Annotated in this window: 19 protein-coding genes and 1 pseudogene; 10 read left to right on the top strand and 10 right to left on the bottom strand. The window is 67.0% G+C overall.

The genetic code is table 11. From position 1 onward, the window contains the following. Positions 1–584: pseudogene (locus WDC82_RS25025) on the bottom strand (hypothetical protein); the annotation flags it as partial. Positions 585–714: 130 nt separating this feature from the next. On the opposite strand from WDC82_RS25025, the gene pobA reads away from it, so the two are divergent. Beyond that, positions 715–1887: a 4-hydroxybenzoate 3-monooxygenase gene (pobA, locus tag WDC82_RS25020; protein WP_340120181.1), complete on the top strand. Its 1173-nt coding sequence runs from the start codon at positions 715–717 to the stop codon at positions 1885–1887. Here pobA and WDC82_RS25015 read toward each other — a convergent pair. The 3 genes from WDC82_RS25015 to WDC82_RS25005 are packed head-to-tail and all read right to left on the bottom strand — an operon-like array spanning position 1866 to position 3198. Next, positions 1866–2621, bottom strand: coding sequence for a hypothetical protein (locus tag WDC82_RS25015; protein WP_340120180.1), 756 nt, complete (start codon positions 2619–2621; stop codon positions 1866–1868). The genes pobA and WDC82_RS25015 overlap by 22 nt on opposite strands. Before the next feature lie 4 nt (positions 2622–2625). Further along, positions 2626–3057 (bottom strand): YqaA family protein, encoded by a 432-nt coding sequence (locus tag WDC82_RS25010; RefSeq protein WP_340120179.1) that lies wholly within the window; start codon positions 3055–3057, stop codon positions 2626–2628. A gap of 12 nt (positions 3058–3069) precedes the next feature. Next, on the bottom strand, positions 3070–3198 hold the full coding sequence (locus WDC82_RS25005) for a hypothetical protein (RefSeq protein ID WP_340120178.1): 129 nt from the start codon (positions 3196–3198) through the stop codon (positions 3070–3072). Between the two features lie 225 nt (positions 3199–3423). Between WDC82_RS25005 and WDC82_RS25000 the strand changes: the two genes are divergently transcribed. The 4 genes from WDC82_RS25000 (at position 3424) to WDC82_RS24985 (ending at position 7240) form a co-directional block, all read left to right on the top strand. Then, on the top strand, positions 3424–4470 hold the full coding sequence (locus WDC82_RS25000) for a TRAP transporter substrate-binding protein (protein ID WP_340120177.1): 1047 nt from the start codon (positions 3424–3426) through the stop codon (positions 4468–4470). Positions 4471–4475: 5 nt separating this feature from the next. Next, positions 4476–5771 carry a flavin-dependent oxidoreductase gene (locus WDC82_RS24995; RefSeq protein WP_340120176.1) on the top strand — a complete coding sequence of 432 codons (1296 nt, stop codon included), beginning with the start codon at positions 4476–4478 and terminating at the stop codon, positions 5769–5771. Continuing rightward, positions 5762–6226: a MarR family winged helix-turn-helix transcriptional regulator gene (locus WDC82_RS24990; protein WP_340120175.1), complete on the top strand. Its 465-nt coding sequence runs from the start codon at positions 5762–5764 to the stop codon at positions 6224–6226. The genes WDC82_RS24995 and WDC82_RS24990 overlap by 10 nt, the downstream gene beginning before the upstream one ends. Positions 6227–6289: 63 nt before the next feature. Further along, on the top strand, positions 6290–7240 hold the full coding sequence (locus WDC82_RS24985) for a complex I NDUFA9 subunit family protein (RefSeq protein WP_340120174.1): 951 nt from the start codon (positions 6290–6292) through the stop codon (positions 7238–7240). A 446-nt stretch (positions 7241–7686) separates the two neighbouring features. Here WDC82_RS24985 and WDC82_RS24980 read toward each other — a convergent pair whose 3' ends face one another. After that, the gene (locus WDC82_RS24980; protein WP_340120173.1) at positions 7687–8352 is read right to left on the bottom strand and encodes an NAD(P)-binding oxidoreductase; all 666 of its coding nucleotides are present in this window, start codon (positions 8350–8352) and stop codon (positions 7687–7689) included. 231 nt (positions 8353–8583) lie between these two features. Here WDC82_RS24980 and WDC82_RS24975 point away from each other — a divergent pair, with 231 nt between their 5' ends. Both WDC82_RS24975 and WDC82_RS24970 read left to right on the top strand, forming a co-directional pair. After that, positions 8584–8796, top strand: coding sequence for a hypothetical protein (locus tag WDC82_RS24975; protein WP_340120172.1), 213 nt, complete (start codon positions 8584–8586; stop codon positions 8794–8796). Between the two features lie 306 nt (positions 8797–9102). Further along, positions 9103–9792: a type 1 glutamine amidotransferase domain-containing protein gene (locus WDC82_RS24970; protein WP_340120171.1), complete on the top strand. Its 690-nt coding sequence runs from the start codon at positions 9103–9105 to the stop codon at positions 9790–9792. Positions 9793–10102: 310 nt separating this feature from the next. Here the strand turns inward: WDC82_RS24970 and WDC82_RS24965 are convergent, their stop codons facing one another. After that, positions 10103–10315, bottom strand: a complete 213-nt coding sequence (locus tag WDC82_RS24965; protein ID WP_340120170.1) for a hypothetical protein — start codon at positions 10313–10315, stop codon at positions 10103–10105. An 876-nt stretch (positions 10316–11191) separates the two neighbouring features. On the opposite strand from WDC82_RS24965, the gene WDC82_RS24960 reads away from it, so the two are divergent. Next, positions 11192–13558, top strand: a complete 2367-nt coding sequence (locus WDC82_RS24960) for an arylsulfatase (RefSeq protein ID WP_340120169.1) — start codon at positions 11192–11194, stop codon at positions 13556–13558. A gap of 76 nt (positions 13559–13634) precedes the next feature. Here the strand turns inward: WDC82_RS24960 and WDC82_RS24955 are convergent, their stop codons facing one another. The 4 genes from WDC82_RS24955 to WDC82_RS24940 all read right to left on the bottom strand — a co-directional run bounded on the left by WDC82_RS24955 (position 13635) and on the right by WDC82_RS24940 (position 17281). After that, complete coding sequence (locus tag WDC82_RS24955; protein ID WP_340120168.1) at positions 13635–15251, bottom strand: GMC family oxidoreductase N-terminal domain-containing protein; 1617 nt, start codon at positions 15249–15251, stop codon at positions 13635–13637. A gap of 91 nt (positions 15252–15342) precedes the next feature. Next, positions 15343–16140 carry an alpha/beta hydrolase gene (locus WDC82_RS24950; RefSeq protein WP_340120167.1) on the bottom strand — a complete coding sequence of 266 codons (798 nt, stop codon included), beginning with the start codon at positions 16138–16140 and terminating at the stop codon, positions 15343–15345. A gap of 44 nt (positions 16141–16184) precedes the next feature. Continuing rightward, complete coding sequence (locus tag WDC82_RS24945; RefSeq protein WP_340120166.1) at positions 16185–16964, bottom strand: SDR family oxidoreductase; 780 nt, start codon at positions 16962–16964, stop codon at positions 16185–16187. Continuing rightward, positions 16961–17281: a nuclear transport factor 2 family protein gene (locus WDC82_RS24940; protein ID WP_340120165.1), complete on the bottom strand. Its 321-nt coding sequence runs from the start codon at positions 17279–17281 to the stop codon at positions 16961–16963. Before WDC82_RS24940 ends, WDC82_RS24945 begins: the two co-directional genes overlap by 4 nt. A gap of 112 nt (positions 17282–17393) precedes the next feature. Here WDC82_RS24940 and WDC82_RS24935 point away from each other — a divergent pair, with 112 nt between their 5' ends. Both WDC82_RS24935 and WDC82_RS24930 read left to right on the top strand, forming a co-directional pair. Next, a complete protein-coding gene (locus tag WDC82_RS24935) occupies positions 17394–18299 on the top strand; it encodes a LysR substrate-binding domain-containing protein (RefSeq protein WP_340120164.1) in 906 nt (301 codons plus the stop codon). Positions 18300–18566: 267 nt separating this feature from the next. After that, on the top strand, positions 18567–20109 hold a 1543-nt coding region (locus WDC82_RS24930), incomplete at its 3' end, for a methyl-accepting chemotaxis protein (protein ID WP_340120163.1).

The raw sequence follows: 20109 nt of genomic DNA, 5'->3' as shown, positions 1-20109 counted from the left end.
GGCGCGGTATCGCCGCCCGCCTGCGCCGCCAGGGCGCGGGCGAACCAGGCCGCCAGCAGCCCGGCCAGCGCGGCCAGCGCGGTGGCGCGGCCGAGGCCGGTGCCGGCGTATTCGCGCGCCACCGCCGCGAAGATCCACGCCGGCGACGCGGCCCGGTCGAGATCGGGCGTTCGCAGCACGGCGCTGCGCGACAGCACGGCGGCGAGTTCCGGGGCCGCCGCCAGCGCGCCCGCCAGGGTCGCCGCCGGCAGGGTGACCACCCAGCCCTCGGTGCCCGGCCGGAAGCGGAAGCCGTGCACGCTCATCGGCGCCAGGTTCAGCGCCGCCGCCGGGGCCAGCGGGTGCGCCTTGCCTTCCAGGCTGGCCTCACCCCCGTCGCCGCCGCCTGACTCCGCAGGCGGCTCGATCCAGAAGAACTGGTGCAGGTTGTGATGGCGGTGCGGCGCGATGGTCCAGTCGTGCAGGCTGGCCCGGGCCGGGATGGACTCGCAGTGCAGCACGTCGGGAAACGGCGCGCCGTGCGACCCCTGACGCCCCGGCGCCTCGCCGTAGAGGGCGAAGTTCGGGATGCCCAACTTGGCCATGCCGGGCTCGCCCTGACGATGTTCGATTTGTCCAGAGATTTGTCCGAAGCCTCCCTTCCGCCCGGGCCGCCGCCGGGTCTGTAATGCCTAAAAATAGGCCACGGGGCCGTGAAAGGACAGGTCTTCCGGGATGGATACCCAGGTTGGAATCATCGGGGGCGGCCCCTCGGGCCTGCTGCTCTCGCAGCTCCTGCACCTGAGGGGCATCCAGACGGTGGTGCTGGAGCGCCGCAGCCGCGACTACGTGCTGGGCCGCATCCGCGCCGGCGTGCTGGAACAGGGCTTCCAGGCCCTCATGCGCCGGGCCGAGGTCGCGCAGCGCATGGACCGCGACGGCCAGGTCCACGGCGGCGTGAACATCGCCTACCAGGAAGACCGCCTGCGCATCGACCTGGAGGGCCTGACCGGCGGCAAGACCGTCATGGTCTACGGCCAAACCGAGGTGACGCGCGATCTCTACGCCGCGCGCGACGCCCTGGGCGGCATCGTGATCCACGAGGCCGAGGACGTGACGCCGCACGACCTCGAAAGCGACCAGCCCTACCTGACCTTCACGAAGGACGGCGTGGCGGAGCGCCTCGACTGCGACTTCGTCATCGGCTGCGACGGCTATCACGGCGTCAGCCGCCAGGTGATCCCCGCCGAGGTGCTGAAGACCTTCGAGCGCGTCTATCCCTTCGGCTGGCTGGGCGTGCTGTCGCAGACGCCGCCGGTGAACGAGGAGCTGATCTACGCGCGCCACGACACGGGCTTTGCGCTGTGTTCCCTGCGCGGCCCCGAGCTCAGCCGCTACTACGTGCAGTGCCGCGCCGACGAGAACCCGGACGACTGGTCCGACGCGGATTTCTGGCAGCGCCTGAAAAGCACCATCCCCGCCGAGGTCGCCGCCAGGCTGGTCACCGGCCCCGCGATCGAGAAGAGCGTCGCCCCCTTGCGCAGCTTCGTCGCCGAGCCGATGCGCTGGGGCCGGCTGTTCCTGGCCGGCGACGCCGCGCACATCGTGCCGCCGACCGGCGCCAAGGGCCTCAACCTCGCCGCCTCCGACATCCACTATCTCTCCGAGGCGCTGATCGCCTGGTACGGCGAAGGCGACGAGCGCGGGCTGGAGACCTACTCCGCCCGTGCGCTCAAGCGCATCTGGAAGGCCGAGCGCTTTTCCTGGTGGATGACCCAGCTGCTGCATAAGTTCCCGGAGAACGAGGGCTTCGGCGACCGCATCCAGCGCGCCGAGTTCGACTACCTGATGAGCTCCCGGGCGGCGCAGACCGTGCTGGCCGAGAACTATGTGGGGCTGCCGTACTGATGCACGGGAGACAGCAGCTCGTTCAGCGCGATGGCCACGAGCACCAGCCCGGCAAGGCCGTGCAGCGCGCGCGACAGTCGCTCCAGCAGGGACGCCCGCCCGGCCAGCAGTCGCGCCGCCCAGCCGCGCGCGCAGACCGCGGCGGCGGCGACCAGCGACAGGGTGACGGCGACGCCCGCCATCATTACCACGGCGAACACGAGGCCGGCCTCCGGCACGCCGCGCGCCACGGCGAAGGTCATCACGAACAGCGTGAGCGGACAGGGGATGAGGCCGGCGACGAAACCGAAGGCCGCGCCCTGTTCTCCGTCGTGGCCGTGCGTCATGTCCTTGCGGCGAAAGGCTTGCCAGAGCATCCACACACCGATCAGGCCAAGAACGCCGCGGCTGATGTCCTCCAGCAACGGCGCGCGTCCCGAACTGCCGAGCATCGCCGAGACCACGGGCAGCGACAGCAGCACGATGGAGACGGCCATGGCGACATGGGTGGCCGAGAGAACGAGGGAGATCAGCAGCGCGCGGGCGAGGCCCGCCCGCGACCCGCTCAGGTAAACGGCCAGCACCGCCTTGCTGTGCCCGGGCGTCATCGCGTGGGCGGCACCGAAGACGAGGCCGACGGGCAGGTAGGAGGCGAGCAGCCACCAGTCCCCGGTCTCGGCAAAGACCGTCAGGCGGCCGGCGAAGGCCAGGTAGATGTCGCGCTGAAGATCGAAGAAGAATTGCAGCATGGCCATGGCGTCAACTGAGAACCAGGGCGGCGACGGCCAGGTAGCGGCCGGTCTTCGCAATCGCGACCAGCAGCAGGAAGCTGGCCAGCGGCTCGCGCAGCGCGCCGGCGGCCACGGTCAGCGGATCGCCGAGGAACGGCACCCAGCTCAGCAGCAGACTCCATCTGCCGTAGCGGTGATACCAGCGCGCCGCGCGGTCAAGCTGCGCCGGCTTCACCGGAAACCAGCGGCGGCCGCTGAAGCGCTCGACGCCGCGCCCGAGCAGCCAGTTGACCAGGGCGCCGAGGGTGTTGCCCAGGCTCGCGACCGCCACCAGCAGGGCGACCGGATAGTGGCCGGAGAGGATGAGGCCCGCGAGGCCGGCTTCCGACTGCGCCGGCAGCACCGTCGCCGCAAGAAAGGCGACCAGGAACAGCCCGCCATAGACAGCGAGATCAGCCACGGTGCCGCGCCCTCACCGGCCCTGCGGCCACATGAAATGCAGATCGTCGAAGACGTAGACGTGAGCATGGGCGTGGGCATGGCGCCGGCCGTCCTGGTGCGCGGCGCTCGACCCGTGGGGATGGTCCGGAACGTTCAGCACCGGTGGGTACCCGCCTCCCATCGCCTCGGGCGATCGACGGCCGCAGGATGGCTCTGGTGGCGACGCGGCTCGCTCATGGCTCCATGCTATCCCCCGGGGCAGACATTTGGAACATCTTGCGCGGCGTGCCCCCCTGATCAGACCCTTGACCCGATGCCGCAAAATTCGTTTACATGGTAAACAATAATGAAGCCGCCACAGCGCGGTGACTGGGAGGAAATTCACATGACCAGACTTCGCACGATTCTCGCCGCCGCCGGTGTGGCGGCCGCCGCCGCCTTCGCCGGCGCCAGCCCGGCCCCGGCGCAGGAAGTGACCCTGCGCATCCACCAGTTCCTGCCGCCGCAGGCGCCGGTGCCGAAGAACTTCATCGCCCCCTGGGCCGAGAAGGTCACCCAGGAGTCGAACGGCCGCATCGCCTTCGAGCTCTATCCCTCGATGCAGCTGGGCGGCAAGCCGCCCGCGCTCTACGACCAGGCGCGCGACGGCGTGGTCGACATCATCTGGACGCTGACCGGCTACACGCCGGGCCGCTTCCCCGCCACCGAGGCCTTCGAGCTGCCGTTCATGCCGGCCAGCGCCGAGGCGACCAGCCAGGCCGCCTGGACGTTCTACGAGAAGCACCTGACCGAGGAGTTCAAGGACATCCACCTGATCGCCGTGCACACCCACGGCCCCGGGCTGCTGCACGTGAAGGGCAACGGCGTCGAGAAGCTGGAGGACATGCAGGGCCTGAAGCTGCGCGGCCCGACGCGCCAGGCCAACGCGCTGCTCTCGGCGCTGGGCGCGACGCCGGTCGGCATGCCGGTGCCGGCGATGCCCGAGGCGCTTTCCAAGGGCGTCATCGACGGCACGGTGGTGCCCTGGGAAGTCACCACGCCGCTGAAGGTCGCCGAGCTGGTCGACAGCCACACCTATTTCGCCGGGACGCGCGGGCTCTACACCTCCTTCTTCGTCTTCGCCATGAACAAGGCGAAGTACGAGGCGCTGCCCGACGACCTGAAGGCCGTGCTCGACGCCAACTCCGGCCTGGAAGCCTCCAAGTGGGTCGGCCGCGTGATGGACGAGGGCGACGCCCCCGGCATCGAGGCGGCCAAGAAAGCCGGCAACAAGATGATCCTGCTGGACGAAGCCGAGGTCGAGCGCTGGAAGGCCGCCGCCGAGCCGGTCGTGGCGGCGTGGATCGAGGAGATGAACGGCAAGGGCTACGACGGCGCCGCCCTGGTGGACGACGCCCGGGCCCTCATCGCCGACTACGCCGGCAACAAGTAGCGGCCATGACGGTCCTCGTCGCCGGCGCCGGCATCGGCGGCCTCACCCTGGCGCTCTCGCTCCATCAGGCGGGAGTGCCGGTGACGGTCTTCGAATCCTCGGCGGAGATCAAGCCGCTGGGCGTCGGCATCAACCTGCTGCCCCATGCGGTGCGCGAGCTGGACGAACTGGGCCTGCTCGACCGGCTCGACGCCCTGGGCGTGCGCACCGCGGAGCTGGCCTACTACTCCAAGCGCGGCCAGCTCATCTGGTCGGAGCCGCGCGGCGAGGCCGCCGGCTACCGCTGGCCGCAGTTCTCCGTCCACCGCGGCGCGCTGCAGATGATGCTGCTGGAGGCCGCGCGCGAGCGCCTGGGGCCGCAGGGCATCATCACCGGCCGGCACCTGGACGCCTGGGAGGAAACGGCGGACGGCGTGGCGGCGCAGTTCAGCGACAAGCTGACCGGCGCCGCCGTCACCGCCGCCGGGTCGCTGCTGGTCGGCGCCGACGGCATCCATTCCGCCCTGCGCCGCACGCTCTATCCGGACGAGGGCGCGCCGATCTGGAACGGCGCGATCCTGTGGCGCGGCACCGCAAGGGCGAAGCCCTATCTCACCGGCCGCTCGATGATCATGGCCGGCCACGAGTTCCAGAAGTTCGTCGCCTATCCGATCTCCGCGCCGGACGGTGATGGAAACGCCACCATCAACTTCATCGCCGAGCGCAAGTTCGCCGCCGACCACCAGTGGCGGCGCGAGGACTGGAACCGCCCCGGCGACCTCGCCGACTTCCTGCCGCAGTTCGAGGACTGGCGCTTCGACTGGCTGGACGTGCCGGCCCTCATCCGCGCCGCCGCGGCGGTCTACGAGTATCCCATGGTCGACCGCGATCCCCTGCCGCGCTGGAGCGAGGGGCGCGCGACGCTGCTGGGCGACGCCGCCCACGCGATGTACCCCATCGGCTCCAACGGCGCCTCCCAGGCGATCCTCGACGCGCGCGTGCTGACCCGCGAAATCCTGGCGCACGGCATGACGGCGGAAGCGCTGCAGGCCTACGAGGCCGAGCGGCGACCGGCCACCGCCAAGATCGTGCTGGCCAACCGCCAGAACGGACCGGAGCAGGTGATGCAGCGGGTCGAGGAGCTGGCGCCCGACGGCTTCCGGCGCATCGCCGACGTGATGGCGACCGACGAACTGGAGGAGACCGCGCGGCGCTACAAGCAGCTCGCCGGCTTCGACAAGGACGCCCTCAACAGCCGGCCCTCCATCGTCCCGGCACCCGCTCTCCCTGGGGCCGGCCCAGGCTCCGTCCCATGGGCGTGACCGACAGGAAGGCGCTGCTGCTGGTCCGCACGGGCCTGCTGCACGACGCCTTCGGCCACCTGTTCCGCCGCGCCCACCTGCGCAGCCAGGCGGCCTTCGCGCGCGCCTTCGAGGGCAGCGGGTTGTCGCCGCTGCAGTACGGCATCCTGGAACTGGTTCAGATGAACCCCGGCATCACCCACGGCGAGATCGCCGAGTCCATGGTGACGGCGCCCTCGGTGGTCACCACCGGCATGAAGCCGCTGCTGGAAGACGGTTTCCTGGAGAAGCGCGCGGACGACGTGGACGGTCGCTGCATCGGCTACGTCCTCACGCCGGACGGCGGGGACTTCTTCGTGATGTACAAGGAACGCCTGACAGAGGCCGAGGCCCTGCTGCTGGCGCCGCTGAGCCCGGCGGAGCGGCGCAGCCTGAAACGGCTCTTGCAGCGGCTGGCCCAGGCACCCAGGCTGTAGGTCGCCCTTCGGTCGAGAATACGCGAGAGCCCGGGCCGGAGGCTTTTCGAGAGGGCTGCCGAAATGCCCACCGACGCGGGGCCCATCGACCCGGGGCCCATCGCCCGCATCAGGAAAATCACCGTCTTTGGCGGCAACGGCTTCCTCGGCCGCCGGATCGTCGAGCGGCTGCTCGAACGCGGCCTGCAGGTGCGCATCGCCAGCCGCTCCGCTGCGGCCGGAAAGACGACGTCGGCCGCCGCCGGGAAGCTCTCCGCCATCAGGGCCGACGTGCGCGATGCCGCGTCGGTCGCGGCGGCGGTGGCCGGCGCCGAGGGCGTGGTGAACGCTGTCGGGCTCTATGTCGAGCGTGGCGCGGCGACCTTCCAGGCCATCCACGTCGAGGGCGCGGCAAAGGTTGCCACGGCCTGCGGCCGCGAGGGCGTCGCGCGGCTGGTGCATCTCTCTGGCCTCGGTGCCGACGCCCAGGCGCGCTCGGCCTACGTGCGTTGCCGCGGCGAAGGCGAGGCGGCGGTCCGCGCGGCCTTTCCCCGGGTGAGTGTGTTCAGGCCCAGCGTGATGTTCGCGGCCGACGACGCCTTCCTCACCACGCTGTTGTCGCTGGTGCGGCGGCTGCCGGCGATCCCGCTGTTCGGAAGCGGCGACAAGAGACTGCAGCCGGTCTTCGCCGGGGACGTCGCCGAGGCGGCGGCACAGGTGCTGACCCTGGGTGAGGCGGGAGAGAACGCACCGGCGCCTCTTTATGCACTGGGCGGGCCGCAGATCTACAGCTACCGCCAGATTCTCGAACTGGTGATGGACCACGCCGGGCGGCGGCCGCGCCTCATTCCCGTCCCCTTCGCGGTGTGGGATGCCCTTGCGTTCGCCGCCGGCGCGCTGCCGGCGCCGCCGCTGACCGAAGGCCAGGTGGCGCTGATGAAGCAGGACAACATCGCCCCGCCCGACCTGCCGGGCCTCGAGAGCCTGGGCATACGGCCGACGGCGATATCGGGGGTACTCACGCGAGAGCTTTAACGCAGAATTCTCAGAGTCGAGAATGAACCCGTGGAATTGCCGGGCCACCCGGGCAAACGTCCGAGTGCAGCAGCAGAGCCGACATCCCCAAAGACAGCGTTGAGGTCGCTTCGTGACCCGTAGCGGCAGTTCTCCGACGCCAGCGCCTTGAGCCGCTCGACGATGGAACCGTCGTCCTTCGGCACGGGATGATACGGCTGCACCGAGCGCGCCAGACCCACGATGCGTCAGCTGCGCCGCTCGCTCAGGCCGAGCTCTGCCATCAGAAAGCCTACGGCTTTGTGCTTCGCCATGGGCCTACCAATGTTTTTGCAGCAGCTCCTTCAGCACGCCGATGATCTTCTCTTCGCTAAATCGCTTATGCTTCATGGCTCTTCCTCCTTCATCCATTCAGAAGTGGAAAATTCTAGTTCGCAACGGCCGGTACGGTGCAACCCATCGTATTGCTATGCGCGGCCAGCCCCGGCCATCGCTGAAACAGCCTCTGCGATCGGGGTCGGGCCGCCGGTCACCTCAAGAATGATGCGGCTGACGTCCAGCTGGCGCAGGATCTCCACCACGGTTTCGGCCACGTCGTCACGAGTGATCTCCTCATGAACCTTCGCAAGGCCAAGGTCCACCAGCCCGATGCCGGGATCGTTGTTCAGGGCGGACGGGCGGACGATGACCCAGTCCCGGTCGGTGAGGACGAGTTCACTCTCGGCCTGTTTCTTGGCGACCATGTAGTGCTCGAACTCTTCGCCCATGCGCCGCTCGCGCCAGGCCTCGGGGAAGACCGACACAAGCACTATCCGGCTGACGCCGGCGATCTTGGCGGCCTTTGCCAGCTTGCCGGGGCCTGCACCGTCGATCTGGTCGATGGTCTCGGGCCCGCCTTTTCCGCCGGCCCCTGCCGTAAAGACGGTGGCGTCGTAGCCGCGTATCATCTCGGCGAGTTCCTCGGGCGAGAGCTTGACGATATCACCCAGGGTGGCGGTTATTCCTTCTGTCGCGAAGTCCGCGACCTGGGCCGATCTGCGGACCAGTCCTCCGACGTCATCACCCTGCTCGGCAAGGCGGGTTGCGACACGACGGCCGACGCCGCCCGCAATTCCGACGATGAAAACTTTCATTTGTGATCCTCCTTCTGATCAATTCTGCGGACCGAAAGGCCCGCTGCGAGATCGCACTGCTGTCAGATCAAATAAGAGAATCCCGGCTCACCGCCCAGCGCGCGTGCCGGCGTTTCATTTGAATTGCGCACGAACGGCCAACATACCGCAATAGTCGCAACGTAAGCGTCGCGGTCGGCTCTACAAATCTGCACATGTACGGAAACCGCGCATGAAGGACAGGAAACCGTGATGCTGGCGCTGCGTGACATCGATCTCGCGCTGTTGCCGCTTTATCCGCCCTATGCTCTCGGACCCGAAGATGCGGTGCAGGCAATCACGCTCACGCAGCCGGAGAGTGTCTATATCTACCAGTACAACAGCGTGCTTACCGGCGACGCCTTCGTTGAGCGCATCGGTGGCGCACTGCTGCAGCACAGGGTGGTTGCACCGGATATTCTCTAGGCGAGCAAGAAGTTCCGCCGCTCTGTTTGCGCCTCGCGGGCAGAACCCGGAAATGGAGCGCCGGTTCTTTCCGGCGCCTGCGTTTCACCGCAATCGGCGCAACGCGATCAGGATCAGCATCGGCTAGCCTGCTGCTACGGCTCCAACCTGACGAAATACCGAATCCGACCCAAGCGCCGCACCATCCGGAAACGCGGTCCCATACTGAAACAGGACGCGGCTGCCGATCCGGGGCTGCGCTGTGAGGTGAACCGACGGCGATTTCAACGCCGCTCAACATCCACCCTTCTGAAAAAGGATTACCAGATGAAAGTTCTGATCGTTCTGACCTCACACCACGCCCTCGGCGATACCGGCAAGAAGACAGGTTTCTGGCTCGAAGAGCTTGCAGCGCCTTACTACGTGTTCAAGAACGCAGGCGCAAACATCACCCTGGCGTCGCCCAAGGGCGGGCAGGCTCCTCTCGACCCCGTGAGCAACGACCCCGCGTACCAGACCGAGAGCACCCGCCGATTCGAGGCAGACGCCGAGGCCACTGCGGCGCTTGCCAGCACCGTGAAATTGTCGCACGTGTCGGCGGACGACTTCGACACGGTATTCTATCCCGGCGGTCACGGGCCGATGTGGGACCTGGCCGAGGATCGCACCTCGATCGCGCTGATCGAGGCGTTCTGGAAAGCGGACAGGCCCATCGGTTTCGTTTGCCACGGTCCTGCAGCGCTTCGCCATGCAGTCAAGGCGGACGGCGCACCGCTGGTGGAGGGACTGGCGCTCACCTGCTGGACCAACTCCGAGGAGGATGCCGTGGGTCTGAGCGATGTCGTGCCCTTCCTGCTTGAGACCGAGATGCGCAAGCTGGGCGGTCAGTTCGAGCGAACCGACGACTGGGGCGTCCACGTCGTCACCGACGGGCTTCTGACGACCGGGCAGAATCCCGCCTCTTCCGCGTCCGCGGCCAGCCGGCTGCTGGAGCAGTTCGCCACGGTCGACAGTTGAACCGGCGACCGTGTTCCATGCAACCGACACTTCCAAGGGACCTGCCCATCCAAGGGACCTGCCCATGACCAGCTCGACCGCACCGCCTCGGCCCTCTACTCCCTTGGGGAGTGCAGGGCCGCACAAGGGTGCATCCCCGCAGCCCGGCATGATCCTATGGGAGGATCGCCTTCTGCCGGCCCCTGCCAGAAACGGTGTGAGCAACAGCATCACGAGGGGCACGCCAGACAGCATCCAGAGCGGGAGTTGCATGCCGTGACACGATGATCCAGGCCGCGATGGCGGGCAGGCCGGGCAGGCCGGGCAGGACTCAGACCCCGGCGCCGACGCGCCAGGTTTCCGCCATGCTGGCCAATGGCCCGGTCAGAGCTGCCGACGGCGTGGCGCCAAGGCAGAGCGATATGGCGTACAGGCCCACGATCAGCGTCACCCGATGCGGGAAGTTGCTCTTGACGAAGCCACCGATCAGCGCACCTGCTACGGCGATGCCCGCGCCGACGGCCGAGGCCGTTAGGAACAGCATCACACTGCTGTCGATCAGGGCCCGCGCGGCCGTGGCGATGGTTATCAGCAGGATGGCCGCGATGATGGAAGCTCGCTCTTTTTCGCTCCATAGCTCGCGGCGGCTGCGACCAACTCTGCCGGGCGGAGGTGAGGCCGATGCACCCTTCTGAGAAGCGCAGTAGAGGTGTTTTCAAGCGCCTTGCGACAGGTTGAGCGTAATTCCGCTGGCCGGATTTGCGAGTTTTCGTCGTTCGAATGTGACCTGACCGGGTGTGGAGAGCCGTCCTTGTGCAGCCCTTGTCCGGGTTCGGGAGATCGGATCGGCTTTAAGCTCTCAACCATTGGAAGTGGACCTCGCGCTTCTCGACGACGACGACAGAGCGCGGGCGCTTGCCGGCCGGCTCGGTGGCCTTCATCGATTTTCGGCGTCTGTCTTCATGCCGTGCAAGCGTTCCGCTGGGTAACTTTCCGGGTTAGATGCGGGAGAAGAGGTCCCCTCCTGGCACCCCGCGGCCCCCGCCTCCGGGGCTGCAGTTTGGTCGACTCCTTGGCCGTAAGCCGACATAGATTGGCTGCGATCGGCTGCGAATCTCCGATCGTCAGCTTCGCTCGTTTCAGGCTGGGCTGCCTGACATCATCATTGCTGCACCTTTACGAAATCGCTGCGCTTCCCGCGGCACTCAGTCACATCGACCGCGACCCTGGATACGCAGGAACCGCGAATGGTCCGCCTCCCGCCGCCGAGCGAGCGGCAAGCATCAGCCTTTCTCATTGCCCCAAGGTCCAACTATCGCCTCGTCGGTTCTGCGTGATAGGGCTCGAGGAGCGTTTCTCTCGTCTGCGTGGCGAGCCGCGCGAGCATGTCGGCGTTATGCGATCTCGGGAGACCAGACTGATGCAAAAGCTCGTATCTGCCGCGCTCATTCTTGCTACAACCTGTGTCTCAGTCCCGGCCATGGCGCAGGATGAGTCGGTCTGGCCCGAAGCGTCGACCCCGTCGGTGCTGCCGCGGCCCGATTTTCATTTCCCCGGCGATGTCGGCCGCAGCGTCGAGGATTCCGACCCGGCGCAGTTCCCGCAACCGGTGCAGGCACCTGAGGGCGCGCCGAACGTCGTGCTGATCCTGCTCGACGACGCGGGCTACGGCCAGTTCGCGACCTTCGGCGGCGGCATCACCTCTCCGACGATGGACGCCCTGGCGACCGAGGGGTTGCGGTACACCCGTTTCCACACGACCGCGCTCTGCTCGCCCACGCGCGCTGCGCTGATCACCGGACGCAATCATCATTCGGTCGGGACGGGCGTCATCGGCGAAGCCGCGACCGGATATGACGGCTACACCTCGATCATTCCGAAAAGTGCCGGGACGATCGGCGAGGTCTTGCGGCAGAACGGCTACATGACCGCCTGGATCGGCAAGAACCACAACACGCCAGCCTGGGAAGGCAGCGCCGCCGGCCCCTTCGACCGCTGGGTCAACGGCCTCGGCTTCGACTACTTCTACGGCTTCAACGCCGGTGACATGAACCATTGGAACCCGATTCTCTACGAGAACCGGAACCTCGTGCCAACATCGGAAGATCCCGACTACTATCTGACGACCGACTTCGCCGACAAGGCCATCGCCTGGGTCCGCAAGGTCAAGTCGATCTCGCCCGACCGGCCCTTCTTCCTCTATGTCGCGACGGGCGCCACCCATTCGCCGCACCAGGTGCCGGCCGAATGGATCAAGCCGTTCGAGGGCCAGTTCGATGCGGGCTGGGACGCCTACCGCGAGCACACGCTGGCGCGGCAGAAGGAGCTTGGCGTCGTGCCGCAGAACACCGACCTGACGGTCCGCTCCGAGGGGCTGCCGGCCTGGGACTCGCTCAACGACGATCAGAAGCGGCTGTATGCCCGGATGATGGAAGTCTTCGCCGGCTTCGGCGCCAACGTCGACCACGAGATGGGCCGCATCGTCGAAGCGGTGAAGGCGCTGCCCGGGGCCGAGAACACCATCTTCATCTACATCGCCGGCGACAACGGCTCGAGCGCCGAGGGCGGATTGGAGGGCTCGACCAACGAGAACCTGTTCTTCAACGGCTTTCCCGAGACCTGGCAGGAGAACATAAAGGTCATCGACGAGCTGGGCGGGCCGAAGCACTTCAATCATTTTCCCTCCGCCTGGGCGCACGCCATGGACACGCCGTTCCAGTGGACCAAGCAGGTGGCGAGCCACTTCGGCGGCACCCGCAACCCGATGATCATCTCGTGGCCCGAAAAGATCAGGGACGCCGGGGGCCTGCGCCACCAGTTCGTGCACACGATCGACATCGTGCCCACGCTCTATGAGGTCATCGGCATCACCCCGCCGCAGGAACTGAACGGCGTGCACCAGAAGCCGATCGAGGGCGCGAGCTTCGCCGCCAGCCTGCTCGACGCGGAGGCTCCGGAGCACCGGACCAAGCAGTACTTCGAGCTTCTCGGCAATCGCGGCATGTACCAGGACGGCTGGATGGCGTCGGCACCGGCCTCCGCCCCGTGGATCTCGATCCGGGAAGCCTACGATCCCGACAAGCAGAAATGGGAGCTGTACAACATCGACGAGGACTTTTCCCAGGCGCGCGACCTGGCGTCCGCAAACCCGGAGAAGCTTCGTCAGCTCCGCGATCTCTGGTGGGCCGAGGCGGCACGCTACGACGTGCTGCCGCTCGACGGCCGCGCCGTGGAGCGGCTGAACGCCGAGGCGATGGGACGGCCGGTCCTGTCCGGCGACGCGACCACCTTCACTTATTATCCCGGCCAGGTCGGCCTGGCAGCCGACGCGTCGCCGCGCGTCCTCAACAAATCCTGGACGATCACCGCCAGGATCGAAGTGCCCGACGGCGGCGCCGACGGCATGATCGTGACCCAGGGCGGGCTGGTCGGCGGCTATGGGCTGTACCTGCGCGACGGGCGGCCCACGTTCGTTTACAACTACCTGGCGCTCGACCGGCCGACGATCGCCGGTGCCGATCCCCTGCCGGCCGGCAAAGCGGAACTCGAGGTCGACTTCGACTACCACGGAGCGGCCGGCGAGGTCGGCAAGGGAGCCACGGTGACGCTCAAGGTCAACGGCGCCGAAGTGGCCGGCGGCGAACTCGAGAACACGATCCCGATCCAGATGTCGCTTGGGGAAGGTCTCGATGTCGGCATGGACGTTGGCTCGGCCGTCGACTTCACCTACAAGCCACCGTTTCCGTTCACCGGCTCGATCGAGAGCGTGACCGTCGCACTCAGGTAGAGGCCTCGCAGAGCGCTCCTGGCGCAGCCGGCGGCCCCGATGAAGCCGGACAACATCGTCGCGCCTCGCTGGAAGCTTATAGGCCGTGCGTCTCCCGGATCATCTCGGCGGCCCGCTCGCCGATGACGGCGCAGGGCGCTTGCGTATTCCCGGTCGTGACCCTCGGCATGATCGAGCCGTCGGCCACCCGCAGCGCGTCTACGCCGTAGACCTTGAGTGCGCCGTCCACGACCGACATCGCGTCGCGACCCATTTTAGCGGTGCAGCTCTGGTGCCAGTACGTCACCGCGGCATCGCGGATGTAGCGATCGAGTGCATCGCCTTTCAGGTTCCCCGGCATCGCTTCGCCGCGCACGAAGGGGTGGAAGGCCTGCGCATTGCCCATCTCGCGGCAGAGTTCCACGCAGGCCGTCGCCGTCGTCACGTCTCTGGAATCGGACAGGAAGTTTGCCTCGATGATCAGCGGATCGGCCGGATCGGCGCTCTGAAGGCGCAGACGCCCCCTGCTCTCAGGACGCGCGAGCCCCGCAAACATCGTCCACCCGTGGGCCGGCACGCCCCGCGCGGCCGTCCGCTCGCTCGGCACCGGAAACTCGACCTGGCAGAACAGCAAATCCGGCGCATGCATTTCGGGCCGACTTTTCCAGTACATGGTCGCTTCGCTGCCGCTGTTTCGCGGTGCCAGCGGTTCTGAGAGTTCCCAGGTACAGCCGAAGGAAACATGGTCCTGCAGGTTCCGTCCGACGCCGGGGAGGTTCTCAACGACAGAGACCCCGAAGGTCTCCAGCTCCGCGCGATCGCCAATGCCTGAATGCATCAAGACCTTGGGGGTTTGAATCGCACCCAATGACAGCACGACTTCCATACGGGCGCCAATGACCATAGGCTTCCCGTCGTGCACAAGCTCAATGCCCGTCGCCCGACGACCCTGAAAGACGACCCGGCGCACGAGCGCCTCGGTGAGAACCGTCAGGTTCGGCCGATCGAGCCAGGGATGGACATAGGCCCGATAAAGGGAACGACGCCGCCCGTTTTGCACCAGCAGATCGGTGATGGCGGCGCCGCCGGCCCGCTCCATCATGGGTCCGTTGGGATGGTCAAACACGGGGATGTCGAGCTCGCGCGCGGCATCCAACATGGCAAGCGCGATCGGACTCGGAGATGGCGCCGGCTGTACCCAAAGCGGCCCCCCGGTTCCGCGGAACTTCGGGTCGGGCGCGCCCTGCCAGTTCTCGATCCGGCGATAAATCCCGAGGGCACTCTCATAGCCCCATCGGGAGTCTCCCGCTTCCGACGCGAAGTGCTCCCAGTCGCTTCTATGGCCCCGGGCCCAAACCATGACATTGATGCTCGATCCGCCGCCGAGGCCTTTGCCCATGGACATCGGGATTTCGCGCCCGTCGAGGTGGGGATTGGGCTGCGCCCTGAAGCCCCAATCGCGATTGCTGCCGAGATTGCTGGGCCACAAGGCCGGATCCAGGACAGCCTCGGATTCATCGGAGCCGCCCGCCTCGAGCAGCAAGACCTGCACGTCGGCGTTCTCCGCCAGCCGCCGGGCAACCACGGAACCGGAGGATCCGGCGCCACACACAATGAGGTCGTAACTGGGCTGAAGCGCCGACGTCAGCCGCGCCTGGTTCTCACGCGCACGCACCGCGAAGTCTGGGTCATTCTGCCGGGCACGATCGTCCATGATTTCACATTCCTCGTAGAGAACAGGGGGGCTCGCCCGCATCGACCGCCTGGCGGGCCGGCGGTTCGAGAATCCAGAGCGCGGTCAGCGGTCAGCGGGCGGCGGCCAGCGACGCCGTGCGCGCCGCAGCATCGATCACATCGGCCACCGCGCGCGGTTGCGTGAAGAACAGAACGTGGCTCGCCTCGATTTCCGTGATCCCGGCACCGATGCGCTCGGCCTGCTGCCTCAGCAAGCGCGGATCGATCGCACGATCCTGCGTCGCGACAACCGCCCAGCTGGGCTTTGTGCGCCATGCCGCCTGCGTGAGCCGCGTGCCGAAGATCGCCATGTTGATCGGCACTTGCGAGTCGCGCAGGAAGGCCGCGTCAGCATCGGCAGTGTCGCCGGCGAATCCAGCCTTGAAGAGGTCCATGTTGACGAAGCCGAAGCCGTCGGGCCCGGTTTCGATAACGAACTCGGCAGGCGCCGGAATGTCGGCGAACTGATCACCCGTACTCTCACCAACATCGGGGGCGAGCGCAGAGACGTAGACCAGACCCGCCACGATCGGATCGATGCCGGCTTCGGTAATGACGGCGCCGCCGTAGGAATGACCGACGAGAATACTCGGCCCGTCCTGCCGCGCCAGGATCCGGCGCGTGGCGTTCACATCGTCTTCGAACGAGGTGAGCGGGTTCTGCACGATGGTGACGCGGTAGCCGCGCGCAGTCAGTTCGTCGTAAACGCCGCGCCAGCCCGCGCCGTCGGCAAAGGCGCCGTGAACGAGCACGACGTTTCGTACCGCCTGATTGTCCGGGATGCGTGCGATCGGCTCGGCTTGTGCGTGGCCCGCGACAGCGGCGACCACCGCTGCAGCGACGATGGTGCTGCGGATGAGGGAGATCATGATTTTTTGCTTTCTGATTCAAGGGCAGGTGCGGAGGTGTCTCCTCACGCGGTTGGTATCGTGCCGCCATCAATGACGTATTCTGCGCCGGTAATGGTGGCCGCACGGTCGGAAGCGAGAAACGCGACGAGGTTTGCGACTTCTTCCGGTGTCGACGGGCGTCCGATCGGAATGCCGCCAAGAGATTTCATGATCATCTCCTTGCCGCCTTCAAGATCGGTGCCGGCGTCCTTTGCGAGCCGTTCAGCCAGACGGATGGAGGCTTCGGTCTCGATCCAGCCCGGCGACACGCGCACCACGCGCACGCCTTTGGGCGAAACCTCCTTCGAGAGACTCTTGCTGTAGGTGGAAAGTGCCGCTTTCGCGGCTGCGTAGGCGGTCGTCGCCTCCGGCAGCGGCAGGGTGCTTTGTATCGAGGTCACGTGGATGACAACGCCACGGCGCCGCTCGACCATGGCGGGCACCAGCGCGCGGTCCAGGCGCACGGCGGGCATCAGGTTCAAGTCCAGCTCCTTTGCCCATTCGGCGTCGCTCAGCGCGCCAAAGCCCCCCGCCGGCGCGGACGAGCCGCCCAGCATGTGCACCAGAATGTCGATGTCGCCGAGGCGTTCGCGCGCGGCAGCGGCAAGGTCGGCGCAGCCTTGCGCCGTTGCAAGATCAGCGGCGACGAACATGGCATCGGGCATCGCGGCCGGCCGTGACCGCGCGACCGTCAGAACGCGCGCCCCGAGTTCCCGAAACAGCGCAACGGTCGCGGCGCCGGCGCCGCGGGTACCCGAAGTGACGAGCACAGCTTTGTCCTGCAGCTGGAGAAAGCCGCTCATACGCCGATCTCCAGCGCCGCGACCCGCCCGTCCTGGACCTGGAAGGTGAAGGTGAGAAGGGCGGGGCTGCTCGGGAACCGTCCGCTCACCCTCGCGCGGACAACCGTGAGGCCGGACTCCTCCAGGATCTCGCACGGCTCGGCCGTGTGCTGATACTGCGCCTTGGCGGTTCGCCACCAAGCCTCGATGGCGGCATGACCGACATGCGTCTTGCCTTCGTCCTTGACGACGGCATCAGGCGCGAACGCGCCGATGGGAGCAGCGGCGGCGGGCCTTTCTGCGTCGAAAAAGGTTTGAACGGGTGTTGGCAGTTCCATGACCGTCTCTCTGCTGAGTGTGACCTGCCCTGGAGATCTAAGCCTGGACAGAAATCCAGAAAAGAGGGATAAATCGGGATGCGTTATCACGTTTTGTTGAATAAAAGAGGCGATGTACCGGCCTGCCCTTAGCGACCTCGACGCCGTCGTCGCCATTGCCCGTGGGGGTTCATTTCGCGGCGCGGCTCTGGCCCTCGGCATGTCGACGACGGCGCTGAGCAACGCCGTCGCGAAGCTGGAGGCGAAGCTCGGGGTGCGTCTGTTCAACAGAACGACGCGCAGCGTCTCTCTGACTGACGCCGGCCGCCTCTTCGTGGAACAGGTGACGCCGGCTCTGCAGGACATCCATGGCGCCATGGACGCCGTCCGTTCGCAGCAGGCGAGCCCGTCCGGAACCTTGCGCATCAATGCTTTCGCTGCGGGCGCGCGGGAGATTATCTCGCCGCTGGTCCTGGGGTTCCTGCGTCGCCATCCCGAGGTGCATATCGACCTGGTGACCGAGGGCCGGCTGGTCGACATCGTCGCCGAAGGCTTCGATCTGGGCGTGCGCCGGGCGGACCTCGTGCCCGCCGACATGATCGCGGTCTCGCTTGGCCGGCCGCAACGCTATGCCGTCGTCGCCTCACCAGGCTATTTCGAGAAACATGGGAAGCCCCGCACGCCGGCGGATCTCGTCAAGCATCGATGCATTCGCGTTCGCTTGCCGAACGGGGCGCTGTTCAGGTGGCATTTCGAGAAGCGCGGGGAAACGGCACAAATCGACGTGACCGGGCCGATCACCTTGGACGAATCCAGTCTGGCGCGCGCGGCCGTGCTGGACGGCACGGGCATCGGGTTGTTCATGGAACAGGATGTGCGTGACGATGTGGCGGCCGGGCGCCTCACGCGCGTGCTCGACGACTGGACACCGCCGCTTGCAGATCTTTGTCTCTACTATCCAGGCCGGCGCAATCCTTCAGCCGCGCTCAAGGCGTTTGTCGGTCTCGCCCGCGAACTCAGCAAGAAGGCGAAAGCATAGTCGGTCGCTCGGAAGATCGCCACGGACCGCGCCCGGTCTCCAGGGAGACCCCCTGCACGTATTGATCTAAATCAATACTCTTTTTGATTAATCGTCCGTCAAAGATTACCAGGATAGTTTTTGCGGATCGAGGAGCCTCGCTTCCCAAGCGGGAGCTGCGACGCCGCCGGTGCCGCGCCCGACGCACGAGCCTGATTCCCGAACCAAGTTTGACAGATTGCAATTCGGTCCGCGCCCGCGGTCCGTCAGCGAAGAAGGCCGTCTACCATGTCATTTCTCGACAACATGAAAGTCGCCACGAAGGTCGCGCTCAGCTCGGGCTCGATCCTGGCGCTGCTGCTGGTTTCCGCCGGCATCTCGGTCTGGGGACTGAGCTCGGCAAAAAGCAATTTCTCCGACTACCGCTCGCTGGCCCGCCAGACCAAAGGCGCGGCGGAAGCGCAGGCGGAGCTGCTGTCCGCGCGCATCCGGGTGAAGGACTTCATCCTGACCGGCAGCGAAGAGGCCGTGCAGCTGGTCAACCAGCGGGTTGAATCGTCCCGGGCTTCCCTGGCGGCCGCCCTGCAGCTGTTCACCGAGCCGGCCCAGGTGACTCTGGTCCAGAAGACGGCCGAGGAACTGGAGAAGTACCACGCGACTTTCGGCTCACTGATCCCGCTGCGCAACGAGCGCAATCGGCTGGTGGAGGTGCTGAACAGCGTCGGCCCGGACGCCGAGCGTCTGCTGACCGGCATCATGCAGGGCGCCGAAAGTGAAGGCAACGCGGCCGCCGTCTTCAGCGCCGGCATGGCCGAGCGCAACCTGCTGCTGGCGCGCCTCTACGCCAACCGCTTCCTGGTCGAGAACGCCCAGGAGCAGACCGACCGCGTCGCTTCGGAGTTTGCCGAGCTGCGCGAAAACCATCAGGCCCTGCTGCGCAACCTCGTTTCCTCCAGCAGCCGCTCGCAGGCGCAGGACTTCATGGCCCTGGTCGAGGCCTACGAGGCGGCCTTTGCCGAGGTCTCCAAGGTGATCTTCCAGCGCAACGGCATCATCGCTGAGACACTCGATCCGCTCGGCCGCCAGGCCGCGAAGGACCTCGAGGAGCTGCAGACGGCGGCCGTCGCCGCGCAGGACACTCTCGGCCCGCTGGCCGCCGCCGAGATCGACAGCGCCCTGTGGATCGGCGTCGCCAGCGCCCTCATCGCTCTGGTGCTCGGCCTGGTGCTCTCCGTGCTGGTCGGCCGCGGCATCTCCAAGCCGGTGATCGCCATGACCGCCGCGATGGAGAAGCTGGCCGGCGGCGACAAAACGACCGAAATCCCGGCCCAGGGCCGCAAGGATGAGGTCGGCCTGATGGCCGCCGCGGTGCAGGTGTTCAAGGAGAACATGATCAAGGCCGAACAGCTGGCCGCCGAGCAGGAAAAAGGCCGCAAGGCGCGCGAGGAGCGGGCCCAAAAGGTCGACCAGCTGACCAAGGACTTCGACCAGACGATCTCCGGCGTCCTGGGCCTGCTGGCCTCGGCGACGACGGAGCTGCAGTCGACCGCGGAGTCCATGTCGGCGACCGCGGAGGAAACCAACCGGCAGTCGTCGGCCGTCGCCGCCGCCTCCGAGGAGGCCAGCCGCAACGTGCAGACGGTAGCTTCGGCGGCCGAGGAGCTGTCCGCCTCGATCTCCGAGATCAGCCGCCAGGTGAACCAGTCGAGCGACGTAGCCGGCCGCGCCGTGGCCCAGGCCGAGCGCACCAACACACAGGTCGAGGGTTTGGCCGAGGCGGCGCAGAAGATCGGCGACGTGATCAGCCTGATCCAGGACATCGCCGAGCAGA

Source organism: Pelagibius sp. 7325 (assembly GCF_037652055.1).
Taxonomy (GTDB): Bacteria; Pseudomonadota; Alphaproteobacteria; order Kiloniellales; family Kiloniellaceae; genus Pelagibius.
The sequence above is the reverse complement of the archived record's forward strand: the minus strand, read 5'-3'. Positions and strand labels throughout refer to the sequence as shown.